This is a genomic window from Flavobacterium sp. PS2 (assembly GCF_046250155.1).
Classification (GTDB): domain Bacteria; phylum Bacteroidota; class Bacteroidia; order Flavobacteriales; family Flavobacteriaceae; genus Flavobacterium.
In genome coordinates, this window is sequence record NZ_CP176426.1 from 1,886,750 (window position 1) to 1,905,424 (window position 18,675).

Sequence of the window (18,675 nt, forward strand, 5' to 3'; positions counted from 1 at the left end):
TAAGTCTTTAAATTTATATATTTAAAATAAAATATGCACTAAATGTCTTTAAATAAAAAAATAATCATAGGAATCATTTCGTTTTTAGCCCTTTTGTTTTTAATAAATACTGGGCTAAATTTTTGGGTAAAAAAACAACTCCCAAAAATCATTCAGGACAATAATAAAACGCCGTATCAAATTACATACGAAACAATAAAAATCGATCTTTGGGCAGCAGATATTTATGCATCTAATATTGTTATTAATCCTAAAAATGCACCAAAAAACGATACTACTAAAATTGGGATTTATTCTAAAATAAAAACAGTTGCCATAAATGATTTCAGCATCTGGAATCTTGTATTTAATGATGCGTTACGTGCAAAAAGTATCACCATAGATCATGCACGAGTAATCTTGTATAAAAAAGATGAAAATGCAATTGACAACAGCAATAGTATTCGTACACAAGTAATTGAACCTTTCCAGAAAATTATTGTTGTTTCTAATATTTATCTCAATGAAGCAAGTTTAGACATCATGTCTACCAAAACAAATAAGCCTATTTTATACACTCGAAATATCGCTATTGTATTAGAAGGAATTGTAATTAATGATGAAATTCTTAAACAGAAAATCCCTTTTTCGTATCAAAAATACGCCCTAAATTGTGATAGTATATATTACAAGCCAAACCCCTTTTACACCATTAATGCGTCGCAAATAACAACTAATAATCATTCTTTAAAAGTAAAAAACTTCAGTTATATCCCTTTGTATTCTCGCCATCAATTTGTACAAAAATTAGCTAAAGAAAAAGATCTTTTTACCGTAAAGGCAACAGATATAAATATCAATTCGATGAATTGGGGATTTAAAAATGATGTGTTTTTCTTTAATGCAAATTCTATTGTTTTTGATGATTTAGATGCAAATATCTATCGAAATAAAATACCCGCAGATGATTTAAGCAAAAAACCATTGTATAATGCATTACTCCGAAAAATTCCGTTTCCACTAAAAATTGACACACTTTCTATCCGAAATTCAAAATTAGTATATGAAGAAGAAATCAATTTCCAGAAAGGACCTGCGATATTAACTTTCAGTCGTTTTAACTTAAACGCTACAAATCTGCAGAGTGGTTTTGGATTAAAAAAAGCACCCGATTTAGATATTAAAATCAATTGCCTTTTTATGAAAAACTCTCCTTTAAAAGTACATTGGACATTAAATGTGCTAGACAAAAACGATGGTTTCCGTATAAAAGGGAGTATTGCCAAATTTGATGTTCAGGCCATGTATGCTTTCACAAAACCATATACTAATACTTCGTTTAAAGGAACTTTTGATGATTACCATTTTGATATTACTGGAAATGACAAAAAGGCTACAGGAAATGCAAGCTTAAAATACAAGGACTTAAAAGTTACTTTATACAAAAAGAAAGATCCTGAAAAAGAAGCAAAATTAAAAACTTCTTTAGCTAATTTAATCCTTAAAAAAGACTCTGATAATGAAGCTAAAAAAACTGAAATAGAATTAGAACGAATTCAGGAAAAGTCTTTTTATAATTTTTTATGGAGAAGTATAGCTGAATCTTTTAAGAAAATTTTAATTTAATCACACCAAAAAACAAACTTAATCCGCTATAAACATGATATATATCAGTTTTTTTATAAAATGATTTTACAACATTTGTCATTTATTAAATCTTATAATAATCTCAAATGACAAAAAACCCCATACACTCTTTTCATATCCCTGTAATGGGACTCGCTTATACTATTGACAGCCCGATTCGAGTAGCTAAATATGGTATTTCATCGGTAATCTCGATTGCAGATGATGAGTTAATTGAAAAGATGACCGCTTTTTATTCTGAAAAATTCAATTCTTCTTATCAGGAAATAAGCCAAAAAATTCACGATTACAGAGCCAAACGTATTACAACCTACTTAAACTTAGTAGATAAAATCGTAAAACAAAAATTTGAAAATTTTAAAACCGAATTATCTGAGAGCAAACAAGCGCTGGAAAACTATATCTCGATGCTGCCTAATGGTTCTGAGATAAAAAAAGGTTTTTTAAACTTAATGGAAGATGGTATTTCGTTTAAAGAAAACATCCAAAATTATATTGAATCACATCTTTCTGCAGGAGCAATTGATGTAAATATTATGACAAAACTTGATAAAGATAACTTTATCAAAGACGAACAATTACCTATTGAATTTAATGATGCTCATGCAGCTCTTCGTGGTTTTGCAAACAGTAATCTAGAATCTTCTTTAGTTCTTTCTGCCGGAATGAATCCTAGATTATATAGTTACTTTGAGAATTTTCCAGACTTTTTTCCAAACAGTAATAATGAGCTTAAAAAGAAAATTATACTAAAAGTAAGTGATTTTAGATCTGCCATGATTCAAGGTAACTTTTTAGCAAAAAAGGGACTTTGGGTTTCTGAATATCGTATAGAATCAGGATTAAACTGTGGCGGACATGCATTTGCTACCGAAGGTTTATTATTAGGTCCTATCTTAGAAGAATTTAAGCAGAAAAAAGATCAATTGATTCAATCTGCTCATGATTTAATGGTAAAAGCGTTACAGCAAAAACAATTTCTAGTTCCCGAAAATCCTTTACCTCTTAAAATTACCGTACAAGGTGGTGTAGGAACTGCCGAAGAACACGAGTTTTTATTAGATAATTACAGTGTAGATTCTGTAGGTTGGGGAACTCCTTTTTTATTAGTTCCAGAAGCGACATCTGTAGATCAGCCTACTCGTAACTTATTAATAAAAGCCCAAGAAGAGGATTTATATTTAAGTCATATTTCTCCTTTAGGCGTACCTTTTAATACCTTAAGAGGAACCTCTAACGAAATCCTGAAACAAAAACGTATTCACGATAATAAAGCAGGAAGTTCTTGCCCGAAGAAATTTTTGGCGTTAAGCAAAGAATATGATCCAAAAGGAACTTGTTCGGCTTCAAAAAAATACCAAGATTTAAAATTAGCCGAATTAGATACTATAAAAGATACTGTTTCACCTGAATCTTTTGAAAGATCAAAAGCTGCTATTACCGAAAAATCATGTTTATGTGTAGGACTCGCAAATGCATCTTATATAGAGAACGATATTAAAATAAAAGGACAAGCGCAAGGTGTTGTTATATGCCCAGGTCCAAATATGGCCTATTTTGATCAAGAAGTATCTCTGAACGATATGGTGCAGCACATTTACGGAAACAAGTCAGTTATACGCGTTAAAAATCGTCCGAATTTATTCGTAAAAGAATTAAAGATGTATCTGGATTATTTTAAGAAAGATATCGAGAATATTTCGGCAGAAATAACAGCTGCACAAACTAAAAAATTACAAGCTTTTAAAGACAATCTTTTAAGCGGAATTGCATATTACGAAAATCTGCTTGCAGCTTCTTCTTATTTTAAGAATGATAAAGTAGAAATTCAAAATCAATTTAATGATTATAGAACTAAGCTTATTGCTATAGCTATTCCATCATAAGACAATAATACCACATTTCTTTATTATGCAAAAAACCACCTCTAAAATTAATTTGAGGTGGTTTTTCTAATTTGAATATAACTAACATTTATTCGAAGAATAGCGGTCTACTCTATTCTTTTTTCTTTTTTCCATCTATAATTGCTCCCGTTCCTGCACCAACACCAGCACCTGCTAATCCTCCTATTATTGCTCCTTCGCCTTTTTTCTTACTGATAATTGCTCCTGTAACTGCTCCAACTCCAGCACCTATTACAGCTCCTTTTGCGGTCGAACTCCATCCTTTTTTCTTTGGCGCGGCAGCAGCTGGCGCTTGCTGATTTACAACAACCACTTTTTGAGGTGCTAATTCTGCTTGAGCTTGAACTTGCTCTTTTTCTTCTTGAACTTTTGCCATCTCTGTTTTCATTGAATCAATAACTTTTTGTTTATTAATTTCAACTTTCATAGAGTCAATACTCGCTTGCTTGGCTTTTTGAATATCTATTTTCCCTTGATTCTGACACGAGATAATCGCAAAAGAAAATAATACTAAATATAATGTTTTCATGATTGTAAAATTTAGGTATTTATAACATAACAAAGTAAAGCCTAAACTTTTGTCTGGAATTACATAATTTTAAGAGATCGTTACAAAATTAAACTACGCAAAAAAGTCAGCCAATTCATAACAATCTGAATTAGCTGACTTTAAAATATTTTTATTTATTTACGTTTAGACTATTCTAAAATTCCTCTTTTTAAAATTTGTCCAAACTCAAACATATCTTCAAAAGAACAATACAAAGGAACTGGAGCTAAACGAATAACATTAGGTTCGCGCCAATCTGTAATAACTCCATTTTTCATTAAATAATCAAATAAGCTACGTCCTTCTCCATGCAAAAACACAGACAATTGCGAAGCTCTTTCCTTAGGATCTGCTGGAGTAATAACTTCAAAATTACCTTTTACTTCTTTATCTATTTCATGTAAGATAAACTCCAGATAAGCTGTTATTTTATCTCTTTTTGCAATTAAAGCATCCATTCCTACTTCATCAAACATTTCTACCGATGCTAAGTAAGGTGCTAAAGAAAGCACAGGTAAATTACTTATTTGCCAACCATCTGCTCCATGAACTGGGTCAAAATTAGGTTCCATCTTAAAACGGCGTTCCTTATTATGTCCCCACCAACCAGCAAAACGAGGTAAATCGGGGTTGTTATGATGTTTTTCATGTACAAAACAACCAGATGCATTTCCTGGTCCTGAGTTCATGTATTTGTAACTACACCAAGCAGCAAAATCGACATTCCAATCGTGCAACTCTAGCTTTATATTTCCGGCAGCGTGTGCTAAATCCCAACCTACTTTGGCTCCTACTTTTTGTCCAGCCGCAGTAATGGTTTTCATATCAAAAACTTGTCCTGTATAATAATTCACTCCACCTATTAACACCAGAGCCAATTGATCTCCAACTTCTTCAATTTTGGCCAAAACATCTTCTAGTCGGATATTGTGTTCTCCTTCGCGACGTTTGATCTCTACAATAGCGTCTTCTGTTTTATAACCATGAAAATGTACTTGGCTCTGAAACATATATTGATCTGAAGGAAATGCTTTTTCTTCGCAAATAATCTTATACCTAGTTGCAGTTGGTCTATAAAAAGACACCATCAATAAATGAAGGTTAACCGTTAATGTATTCATCACGGTAACTTCGCTTGGCAAAGCACCAACAATTTTACTAAGTGGTTTGGCAAAACGTTCCTGATAATCCCACCAAGGTTTTTCGGCATAAAAATGCCCTTCAACAGCAAGATTTGCCCAATCTGCCATTACTTCATCAACATAGGATTTTGTACGCTTTGGCTGTAATCCCAAAGAATTTCCTGTAAAATAAATAACCTTTTTATTATTTACTTCAGGAAAAATAAATTCGTCTTGGTATTTATGCAATATATCTTGTGAATCAAGTTTTTGTGCAAATTCACGTGTGTTTTCGAAAGTCATTGTTTGAATTTTGTTTGGTAAATGTAGAAAAAAAACAACGAAGACAAAAGGAGAAAAATATAAGCCTGTGTTAAAAATGAACACAATTAATTCGATATATTTGATTGAATTTAAAATTATATGCCATGTTCAAAAACAATTTAAATGTTATTATTATTTCTTTAGCAGTGATTATCTCTGCCTATTTGTTTTCTAATGCATTCCAAAATAGAAATAAAAGCAATGATACTATTAGTGTTACAGGTCTGGGGAAAAAAGATTTTGTTTCGGATTTAATTGTCTGGAGTGGTTCATTCTCTAAAAAGAGTCTTACGCTAAAAGAAGCTTATGCATCATTAGACAGCGATAGAGAGAAAATAAAAAACTATTTGGCTAGCAAAGGAATCAAAGCTTCAGAAATGGTTTTCTCTGCAGTAAACTTCAATAAAGATTTTGACACTTCATACAATGAAAATGGAACACCAAAACAACAAGTTTTTACGGGATTTACATTAACCCAAAGTGTAACCATTCAATCTAAAGAAGTAAATAAAATTGAGGAAATTTCCAGACAATCTAGCGAATTAATAAATTCCGGAGTCGAATTCTATTCTAATCCTCCTGAGTATTATTATACCAAACTAGCTGAACTTAAAATAAAAATGATTGCTGAGGCAACTAAAGATGCTAGTTCCAGAGCCAAAAGCATTGCTGAAAATGCAGACGCTTCTTTAGGGAAATTAAAAAAATCAGACATGGGAGTTTTCCAAATTACTGGGCAAAATTCATCTGAAGACTTTTCTTATGGAGGATCATTTAATACAACCTCTAAAAACAAAACGGCTAATATTACCGTAAAACTAGTATATCAGGTTAACTAGATTTCAAAAAAAAAATCTCGCTATTACTAGCGAGATTTTTGAATTAACCTTATTTTATATTTCTTAGATGATAAGCATTGCATCACCATAAGAGTAGAATTTGTATCCTTCTTTTATAGCTTCTTCATATGCTCTTTTCATTAAATCATGTCCACAGAACGCAGAAATCATCATTAACAATGTTGATTTTGGTGTATGGAAGTTTGTAATCATACAGTTTGCAATACTAAAATCATGAGGAGGGAAAATAAATTTATTCGTCCAACCTTCAAAAGGATTTAATGTATTTTGTGATGAAACTGAACTTTCAATAGCACGCATTGAAGTTGTTCCTACAGCACAGATACGCTTCTTGTTTTGTTTTGCATGATTTACAATTTCACAAGCTTCTTCAGTAATGATTAACTCTTCTGAATCCATTTTGTGTTTTGATAAATCTTCAACCTCAACTGGATTAAAAGTTCCTAAACCTACGTGAAGTGTAACTTCTGCAAAGTTTACTCCTTTAATTTCTAATTTTTTCAAAAGGTGTTTCGAGAAATGCAATCCAGCAGTTGGTGCTGCAACAGCTCCTTCTTCTTTAGCATAAATCGTTTGGTATCTTTCAGCATCTTCTGGAGTTACCTCTCTGCTGATATATTTAGGAATTGGAGTTTCTCCAAGTTCTGTTAGTTTATTTCTGAATTCTTCGTAAGAACCATCGTAAAGAAAACGTAATGTTCTACCACGAGAAGTAGTATTGTCGATAACCTCAGCAACTAACGAATCGTCATCACCAAAATATAATTTATTTCCGATACGGATTTTACGAGCTGGATCTACCAAAACATCCCAAAGACGTTGCTCTGAATTTAGTTCTCTTAATAAGAAAACTTCAATTCTTGCTCCAGTTTTTTCTTTGTTTCCGTACAAACGAGCAGGGAAAACTTTAGTGTTATTTAATATCAGAACATCACCATCATCAAAGTAATTGATTACATCTTTGAACATTTTGTGCTCTATAGTTTGTTTTTTACGATCAATTACCATCAAACGAGACTCATCTCTGTTTTCAGCAGGGAATTCAGCTAAAAGTTCTTTTGGTAAATTAAATTGAAAATGAGATAATTTCATGTAGTCTATTTATTTAGAGTGCAAATATACGATTGTGAGATAGGCGTTGTCAAGTGTTTTGGCTTTTATTTAGTTAGAAAATTGCAAACTTCAAAATTTATTCCTGATTTTAGCCGTAAACATTGATTATTATGCACCTATTTCTGTTGTCTCAAAACCTAAATTTGTTAAATCTTTCCAAAAATCTGGATAAGATTTAGAAACTACTCCTGCATCTTCGATTATTATTGGCACTTTTAATGCCAATGGAGCAAATGCCATTGCCATACGGTGATCATTATAAGTAGCAATTTTTACATTAGAATTTATTTCATTTGTAGCAACAAGCGTTAAACTATCATTAGTAACCGAAATATTAGCTCCTAATTTAGTTAACTCAATCCTTAAAGCTTCCAATCTATCTGTTTCTTTAATTTTTAGAGTGTGCAAACCTGTTAAATGACAACCTATTCCTAAACCAAGACAAGTAACTACAATAGTTTGTGCAATGTCGGGAGTGTTGTTCAGATCAAAATTTACTGTTTCAAATTTAAAATTTGGCTGCTTAACCAAAGTCATTTTATTTCCCTGAAATGTAGTCTCAACACCCATTTTCTCATAAAGTGATATTAAAGCTGAATCTCCTTGTAGGCTATTTTCTTTGTAACTACTAAGTGTTATCGAAGCTGTATCTGCAAGTGCTGCTAAACTAAAAAAATAAGAAGCCGAACTCCAATCAGATTCAACAACCATTTCTTTTGCAACCACCTCAGCTTTTGGATATACTTTGATTACATTTCCTTCAAAGCTAGTTTGAATTTCTAAATCATTAAGCAAAGCCAAAGTCATTTTGATATATGGAATAGAAGTAATTTCTCCTTCTAATGTTAACTCTAAACCATTTTCTAATTTAGAAGCCACAAGTAATAATGCCGAAATATACTGGCTACTTACATTGGCAGCCAAGGTAACTTTTGAGGCTGCGATTTTTTTCCCTTTAATGCGAATTGGCGGATATCCTTCTTCTTTTAAATATGAAATCTCTACTCCTAACTGAGCTAAAGCTTCTACCAAAATTTTAATCGGACGCTCTTGCATTCTGCTAGAACCCGTCATTACAACTTCTCTACCTTCCTTAACCGCAAAATAGGCCGTTAAAAAACGCATTGCTGTTCCTGCATGATGAATATCTACTATTTCTTCATTACCAACTAATGCTTTTTGCATTACTTCGCTATCATCAGAGTTTGATGTGTTTGCCAAAGTAATATTCGGAAACAATGCTTGCAATAATAATAATCGATTGGTTTCGCTTTTTGAGCCAGTTACTGCAATTTGTCCTTGTAAATTAGCTTGAGATGTTTTTAATAGTAAATTCATTATAGGGTAATTGTTTTGTGCGTTTTTGCAAATTTATTTTAAAAAAAGGATACTCCAAAGCTTTACCCTAACTTATCACATTATTTTAGTTTATCGTTGTTTTTATGACGGTCTTTATCTCGAACAGATTTCAAATCCATTTTTTTATCAAATGCAGACTGCAAATCAATTCCTGTTTGATTTGCTAAGCATAAAACCACAAAAACCACATCGGCTAATTCTTCGCCAAGGTCTTTATTCTTATCGCTTTCTTTCTCCGATTGCTCTCCATAACGACGCGCAATAATTCTGGCAACTTCCCCTACTTCCTCTGTAAGTTGTGCCATATTTGTCAATTCATTAAAATAACGAACTCCATGTTCTTTTATCCAGGTATCGACATCTAGTTGGGCATTTTTTAAATCCATTTTTATATTCTTTTTAAAACTATTTTTTCATTCTCTTTAGCAATCATCCCTTTGTAATACTCTTTTAAAACTGAGTAATCATCTGGTAGTATTACTGGCTCATTTATCTGGTGCGTTATTACCACTTGTAAGATGTTTCCATTTACAGAACTAATAAACTTAAATAAACCTAAATCATTTTCCATAGCAAATCCTCCTGAAGCTGGCAAAGTTTCAACTGCAAACCCATCTGGAATAGTGATATTAATACTATACTTATCAGAAGATGGAAAACCATAATCTACAGGATATTCACGATTCTCTTGTGTAAAAGGATTCTTCTTATCGGTAAGAAACAACATTGGATCTATATAAATTTTATCACCAATTATTTCGCAAAGGTTATTACCCGAAAACGAAAAGGTCTCGATTACAGGCAATAATAAATCTTTTTCATTTGTTCTGGAATACTCGCTTATCTCAATTTTATTATTATCATTTTCTAATTTTTCAAGATATGCATCTTCTTTCACATCACCAATATTATCCCTAAACATCATGGCATTGTAATTTGTATACTGCTTTCTTGTTTTTCCGCTCACATTCCCACTAGCATCTACATTATAAATCATAGACACATTGTTGGCAGATACTATTTTAGGCATTAAATCAATCTCCTCAGAAGTCCCATCTTTACGTATTAATCTACCCATCCAGTTTAAAGCTCTAAATGGTAAAATATTTGGGGTTGAATACTTATCTGAAGCATCTAGTAAAATAATTCCATTAGGAGTTTCAACAGCCGCAATTACATAATTAAAAGCAGTTCTATTAGGAAATATTGAGATTCCGTTAGAACGTGTACTTACTAAAACAGGATTTGCAGTTAATCCTGAATGTCTCAACATAGCTGTTAACATAAGATTTATATCAGCCACATTCCCTGTTTTTTCTTTATAAGCTTTTTTTACCCCGTTATCACATCCATAATCAGTATAACCATTCCATTTAACTCTTGCTTTTACGAAATTTAATATTAGATTAATTCTATCATCTTGCACATCTACGCCTGCAAGTAATGTTTTTAAATCATCTTCAAAATATCCTGTTTTATTTAATTCTGGGCCAAAGCTCTCATAATTATATATTGTTTTCACAACTGAATTCCAATCAGTTGAGAACAACTTCATTGGCTGATTAGGGTATTTTGTCATAGACAATTCAAGCTCCAGACATGAGGTATAATTATTAATATTATTAACATACGCCTCTTCTTTCATCGCAGGCAAATTCTCTGCTGTATAAGTAGTTTTCTCTTCCTGATATTCTAGTTTATCCTGAGAAAAAGTAGTTCCTAAATTTCTTCCTCCTGATCTTTCTTTATTGTTGAATACAATATACTTAGTACTTGTTTCTTTATTAACTTTAGGGAAAATATACCCTTTTTGCTTATTATTGTAAACAAAATATTCTGGAATTCGGGTTATAAATTCAGAATAGTTAACCGGAATAGAAGTTTGAAAATACCAATCCCTCATGGAACCAATTGTCAAAGCTTTTATTCTATATTTATATTCAATAACAGAACCTTCTTTTACATTAGGCATTGTTATCTTTTTCTTATTATAATATTTATTAAAATTCTCATCAAAAGTCCCATCACTTTTAAGTTTAGTTTTCTCTATTTTTCCATCAACAAGATTATAAGTAACCGCATCAGAAAACGAAACACTTTCCTTTGTATTAGAATCACCTATGTAATACCTTACCCCTTGATTCGCCCATTCGTAACCTTCTTTTTTATAGATTTTAATTCGGCTTTCAACCTCAGTTATAATTACAAAACCATCAACCGGATCATATTCAAAATAAGAGGTTCCTTTTCTGAATAAAATTGCAGCCGAAGCTGAAGTATCTTTGGCATGTACTTTTTCCTGTAATTCAGGAATGGATACTTTCCCTAATTTAAATTCTTGTGCTGTAATTTTTGAAAAGGAAAGCACAATAAATAAAACGATTGTTAGTTGGTTAAATTTCATTGGTTTTAGTTCTTGGTTAGTATAATTTTGGCATTATCGTTTTTATTAATCTGCTCCATAAAAAGACGATACTCATCATATTCTTTACTCGAATATTTTCCTTTATTTAGAAGCATGGAACGCTTATAGAGCAACTTATTATTCTCCTTTTTAATTATCTCAGTTTTATATTCTCCAAATTTACCTTTCAGTTCAAAACTTGCTGGTAAAAATTCGATTGTAAAACTTGCTGGTAAATTAATTTCTATTTCATCAGTATCAAAATAACCTCTTTGTATTTCTAATGGACTTTTTCGATTTCTAATTCTCTTTATACTTTCTGTATATTGATTAAAAGCATCTACCACAAACATCATTTTACTTCCTGAAATAACACCATAATTAGAAGCGTTTATTTGGACTTCTTCAGTAAATTTTACATTCTCTTTGTCGTTCAGAAAAACTGTTTTATTAATTTTTAAATTATTAATATTGTCCCAATAATTTTTATAATGTGCCTCTTTATCTGTAGGCGGCATCTTCTCAACTCCCATTTTTTTACTGTACTGAGAACCTCCTGAAACTATTGCTATTGCTCCAGATAAATTACCTTCATCGGATAAAGCATAATTCCCTTTACTTATCTGCGTATTATTTTTATCATCATAAATAGTTGTTCTAGCAATTACTCCTCCCTCTGGTTTAATTATTAATACATCTCTATCGTCTGTAAAAGTACCTTGATACCCAAAAGGATCGTCTTGACTTGTACATTCAAGCCAAATATATTTATCTCCAGTAGGAATTGCCAAAATTATATGATTCCCTTGTTGAGATACAAAATCTGACCTAATATCCTTTTTATTAGAGCCACCATACAATTTTGTATAATACGACTCTACTCCTACTGATTTCAATAGTGCCTTTGTATAATTTGTCAAAGCTTTACAATCACCATATCCTACACGATCAACATCACTAGCCAACATAGGTTTCCAACCACCAATTCCTTCTGCAATAGCAACATATCTTGCTTTCTGTTGGAGAAACTTATAAATCAATTTTGCTTTTTTTATTGGATCTTGCTCATTTCCTACCAAAGTCCTCATTTTAACTTTAGTTTCATCAGTGATTTCATCAGTTCCTACTAGAATTTTATCATCCCACCATTTACCAAATTCTTTCCACGTTTTAGCATTCCCATCTATACCTTCCAAATTAAAGAATTCTAATCCCATCATTACTTTTGGATATAAATCATTAAAAGGCGGACTATAGTCTTCGCGTTTTTGAGCCAAAATATTAGACGCAACATAAGTAAGCTCAGTATCACTATCAATTCCTTTTTTGATATTAAAATTAGAAAACTGAAGTTCTTTCTTTCTAAAACCTAAATTTGCGGGACACTTAACATTCAAAATAATCTTTTCAACACTAGTGTGATATCCACTCAAAGGCATCCAACTTGGAATAAAAGCTGTAGTAGATGTCTCTATTTCACTATTATAAATTATAGTATATGGATACGAAATTGGAGTGTATTCTAAATAAAGGTATCGGTTATCTGATATAAGTATACCACCGTCTACCGCACTTTGATCTTTAAAATCTTTTCGTTTGATTTTTTTTATTTCTTTCCCAAAAGCGTCGTAAACAATTGCTTCAATACTTTTAACTGATGAGTTCTTACTATAACCTTCGACTGCATTTATTGCATTAGAACCTTTTTCGTTTAAAATCGTAACAACGCGTTGCGTTTTTATATTCATACTTCTCTGTGAAGTAATTGTAATATCAGTTTGATCGAAACGCACTACGGCATTCGCATTTTCTTTGAGACTATCAGCAATAGTACTTACTAAATATTCTCCTTTTTGAGCAGTTGAAGAAAAAGTAAACAAAATAAAAAATAGAGAACAGAAAATCGATTTCATTTTATAAGTAATTTCGCCAAATATATATCATTTTTAGAAATATTTAACAAATGTTCGTTCTTTTTACTCTCTATTTTTACTATCAATTATTATTGTTACAGGACCATCATTTAATAGACTGATTTTCATATCAGCACCAAAAATTCCTGTCTGAATTTTATTTCCAAATTCCTTTTCCAGCGTTGCCACAAAACTTTCATAAAGCGGAATTGCAACATCTGGTTTTGAAGCTTTTATGTAAGACGGACGATTACCTTTTTTCGTCCCAGCATGAAGTGTAAACTGGCTTACGGCTATAATTTCGCCTTTAATATCCTGAACAGAACAGTTCATGACATCATTTTCGTCGCCAAAAATTCTGATTTTGGTTATTTTTCCAGCCAACCAGTCAATATCTTCCTGTGTATCGGCATCTTCAATACCAACAAAAACAAGTAGCCCTTTTTGGATATCAGCTACTTTATTACCATCAACCACTACCGAGGCTGAAGAAACTCTTTGAAGAACAACTCTCAAGGTAATTGTGAATTATAAATGGTTAATTGTGAATTCATTTCGCTTCTATTTTTTGTTTAGTAGTTATTATTATAGAAGCTAAAATTTTATTTATTTCTACAATATCAAATTTTATAGATTTAAATTGAGTTTCATTTAAATAATCTGACTGAAACAACAATTCTAACCAATAATCTGTTTCATTAGCTTCTTTTTGAGCTATTGCAAGCTTATGAATAAAATCTTTTTTGCTTTCTGCTTGTTCCGATTCTCGAACTAATGCTCCAATTGATGTACCGCTACGAAGTAATTGTTTACTCAAAATAAACTCTTTCTTTTCTTGATTTAAGAATTGAAATAATTTAATAATTCTTAGGGCAAAGCTAAATGACTTTGTCTTTATTATATTCTCTGCCATAATTCACAATTCACAATTAATAATTCACAATTATTTCCTCGTCTCATCGCTTGCCGCGCGATCTTCATTATGAATATCTGTACGGTAATGTTCGTCTTCTCCTTCTAGGATTTTAAGATAACTATTATAACGTGACCAAGCAATTTCATCTCTTTCCAGAGCAGCTTTAATAGCACAATGAGGTTCGTCTTTATGTAAACAGTTGTTAAATTTACACTGGTCTTTTAATTTAAAAAACTCAGGGAAATAACCACTAACTTCCTCTTTCTCCATATCGACAATACCAAAACCTTTAATTCCTGGCGTATCAATAATACGAGCACCAAAAGACAAATCAAACATTTCTGCAAATGTTGTTGTATGTTGTCCTTGTTTACTGGCTGTCGAAATCATTTTGGTTTTAAGATGTAAGCTAGGTTCCATTGCATTTACAAGAGTCGATTTACCAACTCCAGAATGTCCTGAGAACATCGTTACTTTACCAATCATCATATCTTTTAATTCCTCAACACCTTTTCCTTCTGTCGATGAAACACGCAAACATTTATATCCTATTTGCTCATATACATACTGCATATACAATTGCTCGTCGAGCGTAGCTTCATCAAAAGTATCAATTTTATTAAAAATTAATATTGTTTCAATTCCATATGCTTCGGCTGTAACCAAGAAACGGTCAATAAAATTAAATGTCGTTGGAGGATTATTGATAGTTACCAATAAAAAAACACAATCAATATTAGACGCAATAATATGCATCTGGTGAGATAAATTCACCGATTTACGAACGATATAATTTTTTCTTTCGTGAATATTATGAATCGTTCCTGTTACAGTATCCGAACTTTCCTCGAGTTCATAATCCACAACATCTCCTACAGCAATAGGATTAGTACTTTTAATACCCTTAATCCTAAACTTTCCTTTCATTCTACACTCTATAAAATCTCCTTTTTCAGATTTTACGGTGTACCAACTTCCTGTAGATTTGTAAACGGTTCCTGTCATTTTTTAATTTTAGATATTCTGATTTTAGATTTTAGATTCAAAACCAAAATCTTTGCAAAGATAAATGATTGTTTTCGTTAAAAGTTCAAAGTCCATTTTTTTTGTAAATCTCTATAAACAAAAAATCTCCATCTCTTAATTAAAAGTGATGAAGATTCTATTTTCGAGAATTATTAACCATTTAAGCAGTATAAGTACATCTAAGTTTAATGCTTACAAACCCTTATCCGAACTTATACCTCTTATATGATTTAAAACGACTTATGCGTTCAATATTCTTTCTTGGTGACTAATGCTTTCCTGGTGAATTGCTTTAAACATTTTAAGAACAAATTCTTCCGACAATCCTTTTTTCTCTCCTTCCAGGATCATTTTACCTAGAATTTCGTTCCAACGATTGTTTTGAAGAATTGCAACGTTTGCATCTTTTTTCACCTGACCAATTTCGTCAGCAACCTTCATACGTTTTCCTAATAAGTCTAATAAATTAGCATCAAGAACGTCGATATTAGCTCTTAATTTAGACATTTTCTGGCTGTATTCGTCAGTCTTATCATCAGTCTTTCTTACTCTCAAATCTTTAAAAATTTGTTTCAAAGCATCTGGTGTAACTTGTTGTGCAGCATCACTCCATGCATTATCAGGATCAGTATGAGTTTCGATAATCATACCATCATAATTTAAATCCAAAGCTTCTTGCGTTACTTCAAGAATCATTTTACGATCTCCAGTAATATGAGATGGGTCAATGATTAAAGGTAAATCAGGAAATTTATTTTGTAATTCGATAGCAATCTGCCATTCTGGAATGTTTCTGTATTTAGTTTTTTCGTAAGTCGAAAATCCTCTGTGTATTACACCTAGTTTTTCGATTCCTGCCATATGTAAACGTTCAACACCACCTAACCACAAAGATAAATCTGGGTTAACAGGGTTTTTAATCAAAACGATTTTATCAGTTCCTTTAAGAGTATCTGCAATTTCCTGAACTGCAAACGGATTTGCTGTAGTACGAGCACCAACCCATAAAACATCAATATCATGTTCCAAAGCCAATTTACAATGAGCAGCAGTCGCAACTTCAGTTCCCATTAATAAACCAGTTTCTTTTTTAGCTTTTTGTAACCATTTCAAACCAATTTCTCCAACACCTTCAAATCCTCCCGGACGCGTTCTTGGTTTCCAGATTCCAGCTCTGAATATACTTACGTCAGAGTCTTTTAATTCATGAGCAATTTTCAATACTTGTTCTTCAGTTTCAGCACTACAAGGTCCTGCAATTACAAGCGGATGAGTTAAATTGAAATCATTTAACCAATTTCTCATTTCTTTCTTGTTTTCCATTTTTTTTTATTTTTTTATTGTTATTCCGTTTAAGATTTCTTTTATTTTATTCACGCTTTCCATTTCCTCATAAATGGCATTATAATCATCCGCAGCCAGCAAATCTTTAAACTGGGTAAGATTTGATATATATTCTTCCAGGGTTTCGATTACCTGTTTTTTATTCTGTTTAAAAATCGGCGTCCACATTGCTGGAGAACTTTTTGCTAAACGTACAGTACTTTCAAATCCACTTCCCGCCATATCAAAAATATCCTGTTCGTCTTTCTCCTTATTTATTACCGTTTTACCAAGCATAAACGAGCTTATATGAGACAAATGCGATACATAAGCAATATGTTTATCATGCGATTTTGGTTCCATATATCGTATACGCATTCCGATCGCTGTAAAAAGTTGCAAGGCTTTTTCCTGTAATTTAAAAGTGGTTTTTTCCACCTCACAAATTATATTCGTTTTCCCTTTAAAAAGACCTTTTATCGCCGCCGAAGGTCCAGAAAACTCTGTTCCCGCAATCGGATGAGTTGCTATAAAGTTTCTTCTTCTTGGGTGATTTGCAACCGCTTCACAAATTGGTTTTTTAGTCGAACCTACTTCAAAAACAATTGTATTTTCACCAATCACATCCAATACTTTAGGCAAAACAGTAAGCGCAACATCTACAGGAACCGAAACAATTACAAAATCGGCGGTTACCAAATCATCAAAAGTCGACGCTTTATCGATAACACCCAACGCAATTGCTTCTTGTAAGTGCGCTTCGTTATTATCGATTCCGTAAATAGTAGCCTCCGGATATAATTCTTTGATATCTAAAACCATTGAACCTCCTATTAACCCTATTCCTATTACGTGTATGTTCATTTTTATTTTTTATTTAAAGCTAATCCTGCTGTCCGCTATATCTTTTTCTTTCTAAAGAAGCAAGAAAAAGGATGCCGCTTCCATCAGGGCTAAACTTTTCGTTTTTTCAAGACGTTTGTCATTGCGAGGTACGAAGCAATCATACTAGCAATTGATTCAGCATCAGAGATTGCTTCGTTCCTCGCAATGACAATTTAAAATCTCTCTATTGCCTCTTGTATTTTTTCTTCTTTTACACAAAGAGCAAACCTTATGTATCCTTCGCCATTACTACCAAAAATAGTTCCCGGCGTAATAAAAATATGTTTCTCATATAATATCTGGTCGATAAAATCTTCTGCAGATGCTATACCTTCTGGTAATTTTGCCCAAACAAATAATCCAACTCCCTCAGCATATACTTTGCAACCTAGCTTTTCAGCCAGTTTATTGGTTAATTCACGACGGCGTCTGTAAATTACATTTTGCTCCTCAAACCATGATTTATCACAATTTAATGCAGCAACAGCACCTTTTTGTATTCCGTAGAACATACCGCTGTCCATATTGCTTTTTACTTTCAAGACAGCGTCAATAATTGCAGCGTTTCCTAAAACCATCCCAACTCTCCATCCTGCCATGTTAAAAGTTTTACTCAACGAATTAAGCTCTAATGCCACATCCTTTGCTCCTTCAACCTGTAATAAACTCATTGGTTTATCATTCAAGACAAAACTATACGGATTATCATTAATTAATAAAATGCTATGTTTTTTAGCAAAAGCAACCAATTTTTCAAATAACGCTAAACTTCCTCTAGCACCAGTTGGCATGTGCGGATAACCTAACCACATAATCTTTACTTTCTCCAGCTCTAATTTCTCTAAAGCTTCAAAATCTGGCTCCCAGTTATTATCCTCTTTCAAATCATAATAAACCGGAACTGCACCAACCAAATTTGTAACCGAAGTATATGTTGGATATCCTGGATTCGGAATTAAAACATGGTCACCTTCATTTAGGAAAGCCAACGATATATGCATAATTCCTTCTTTTGAACCCATTAACGGCAAAATTTCATTAGCTGGATTTAAAGCAACACCATAATTATGCTGATAAAAATCGGCCATTCCTTTTCTCAATTCTGGCAATCCCTGATAACTTTGATATTGATGTGCATTTTCATCCTGCATTGCCGAAACTACTGCTTCGACAACCGCTTTTGAAGGGTTTAAATCCGGACTTCCAATTCCCATATTAATGATTGGCTTTCCTTCAGATTGTAATTGTCTTACTTCTCTAAGCTTCGAAGAAAAGTAGTATTCCTCTACGACATCTAATCTTTTTGCTGTTGTTATCATGGTTCTTTTGTTTTTGCTTTAGGCTTTAA

Annotated in this window: 16 protein-coding genes; 3 read left to right on the plus strand and 13 right to left on the minus strand. The window is 32.3% G+C overall.

Annotation, left to right across the window (positions count from 1 at the left end):
* The first annotated feature begins 42 nt into the window (after positions 1-42).
* Both ACJ6WR_RS07995 and ACJ6WR_RS08000 read left to right on the plus strand, forming a co-directional pair.
* Positions 43-1,605: a hypothetical protein gene (locus tag ACJ6WR_RS07995; RefSeq protein ID WP_409417534.1), complete on the plus strand. Its 1,563-nt coding sequence runs from the start codon at positions 43-45 to the stop codon at positions 1,603-1,605.
* Positions 1,606-1,712: 107 nt separating this feature from the next.
* A complete protein-coding gene (locus tag ACJ6WR_RS08000) occupies positions 1,713-3,512 on the plus strand; it encodes a hypothetical protein (protein ID WP_409417535.1) in 1,800 nt (599 codons plus the stop codon).
* Between the two features lie 112 nt (positions 3,513-3,624).
* On the opposite strand, the gene ACJ6WR_RS08005 is transcribed toward ACJ6WR_RS08000, so the two are convergent.
* On the minus strand, positions 3,625-4,062 hold the full coding sequence (locus ACJ6WR_RS08005) for a glycine zipper family protein (protein WP_039112921.1): 438 nt from the start codon (positions 4,060-4,062) through the stop codon (positions 3,625-3,627).
* A 170-nt stretch (positions 4,063-4,232) separates the two neighbouring features.
* Positions 4,233-5,507, minus strand: coding sequence for a kynureninase (kynU, locus tag ACJ6WR_RS08010; protein WP_409417536.1), 1,275 nt, complete (start codon positions 5,505-5,507; stop codon positions 4,233-4,235).
* 125 nt (positions 5,508-5,632) lie between these two features.
* On the opposite strand from kynU, the gene ACJ6WR_RS08015 reads away from it, so the two are divergent.
* On the plus strand, positions 5,633-6,367 hold the full coding sequence (locus ACJ6WR_RS08015; protein WP_039117854.1) for an SIMPL domain-containing protein: 735 nt from the start codon (positions 5,633-5,635) through the stop codon (positions 6,365-6,367).
* 63 nt (positions 6,368-6,430) lie between these two features.
* Here ACJ6WR_RS08015 and queA read toward each other — a convergent pair whose 3' ends face one another.
* The 11 genes from queA to ACJ6WR_RS08070 all read right to left on the minus strand — a co-directional run bounded on the left by queA (position 6,431) and on the right by ACJ6WR_RS08070 (position 18,646).
* Positions 6,431-7,480, minus strand: coding sequence for a tRNA preQ1(34) S-adenosylmethionine ribosyltransferase-isomerase QueA (queA, locus tag ACJ6WR_RS08020; RefSeq protein WP_039112918.1), 1,050 nt, complete (start codon positions 7,478-7,480; stop codon positions 6,431-6,433).
* A 129-nt stretch (positions 7,481-7,609) separates the two neighbouring features.
* Positions 7,610-8,839 carry a 3-phosphoshikimate 1-carboxyvinyltransferase gene (gene aroA, locus ACJ6WR_RS08025; RefSeq protein ID WP_409417537.1) on the minus strand — a complete coding sequence of 410 codons (1,230 nt, stop codon included), beginning with the start codon at positions 8,837-8,839 and terminating at the stop codon, positions 7,610-7,612.
* An 80-nt stretch (positions 8,840-8,919) separates the two neighbouring features.
* Positions 8,920-9,246, minus strand: coding sequence for a nucleotide pyrophosphohydrolase (locus ACJ6WR_RS08030; protein ID WP_039112916.1), 327 nt, complete (start codon positions 9,244-9,246; stop codon positions 8,920-8,922).
* 2 nt (positions 9,247-9,248) lie between these two features.
* On the minus strand, positions 9,249-11,264 hold the full coding sequence (locus tag ACJ6WR_RS08035; protein WP_409417538.1) for a transglutaminase: 2,016 nt from the start codon (positions 11,262-11,264) through the stop codon (positions 9,249-9,251).
* A 5-nt stretch (positions 11,265-11,269) separates the two neighbouring features.
* Positions 11,270-13,177: a DUF3857 domain-containing protein gene (locus tag ACJ6WR_RS08040; protein ID WP_409417539.1), complete on the minus strand. Its 1,908-nt coding sequence runs from the start codon at positions 13,175-13,177 to the stop codon at positions 11,270-11,272.
* Positions 13,178-13,240: 63 nt separating this feature from the next.
* Complete coding sequence (dtd, locus tag ACJ6WR_RS08045) at positions 13,241-13,693, minus strand: D-aminoacyl-tRNA deacylase (RefSeq protein WP_409417540.1); 453 nt, start codon at positions 13,691-13,693, stop codon at positions 13,241-13,243.
* 34 nt (positions 13,694-13,727) lie between these two features.
* Positions 13,728-14,090 carry a four helix bundle protein gene (locus ACJ6WR_RS08050; protein ID WP_039112911.1) on the minus strand — a complete coding sequence of 121 codons (363 nt, stop codon included), beginning with the start codon at positions 14,088-14,090 and terminating at the stop codon, positions 13,728-13,730.
* 30 nt (positions 14,091-14,120) lie between these two features.
* A complete protein-coding gene (rsgA, locus tag ACJ6WR_RS08055; RefSeq protein ID WP_039112910.1) occupies positions 14,121-15,098 on the minus strand; it encodes a ribosome small subunit-dependent GTPase A in 978 nt (325 codons plus the stop codon).
* 261 nt (positions 15,099-15,359) lie between these two features.
* Entirely contained in the window at positions 15,360-16,442 is a 1,083-nt protein-coding gene (locus ACJ6WR_RS08060; RefSeq protein ID WP_039112909.1) for a bifunctional 3-deoxy-7-phosphoheptulonate synthase/chorismate mutase type II, read from the minus strand.
* Between the two features lie 6 nt (positions 16,443-16,448).
* Positions 16,449-17,306, minus strand: a complete 858-nt coding sequence (locus ACJ6WR_RS08065; RefSeq protein WP_039117860.1) for a prephenate dehydrogenase — start codon at positions 17,304-17,306, stop codon at positions 16,449-16,451.
* A 194-nt stretch (positions 17,307-17,500) separates the two neighbouring features.
* Positions 17,501-18,646: a pyridoxal phosphate-dependent aminotransferase gene (locus ACJ6WR_RS08070; RefSeq protein WP_409417541.1), complete on the minus strand. Its 1,146-nt coding sequence runs from the start codon at positions 18,644-18,646 to the stop codon at positions 17,501-17,503.
* Between the last annotated feature and the right edge of the window lie 29 nt (positions 18,647-18,675).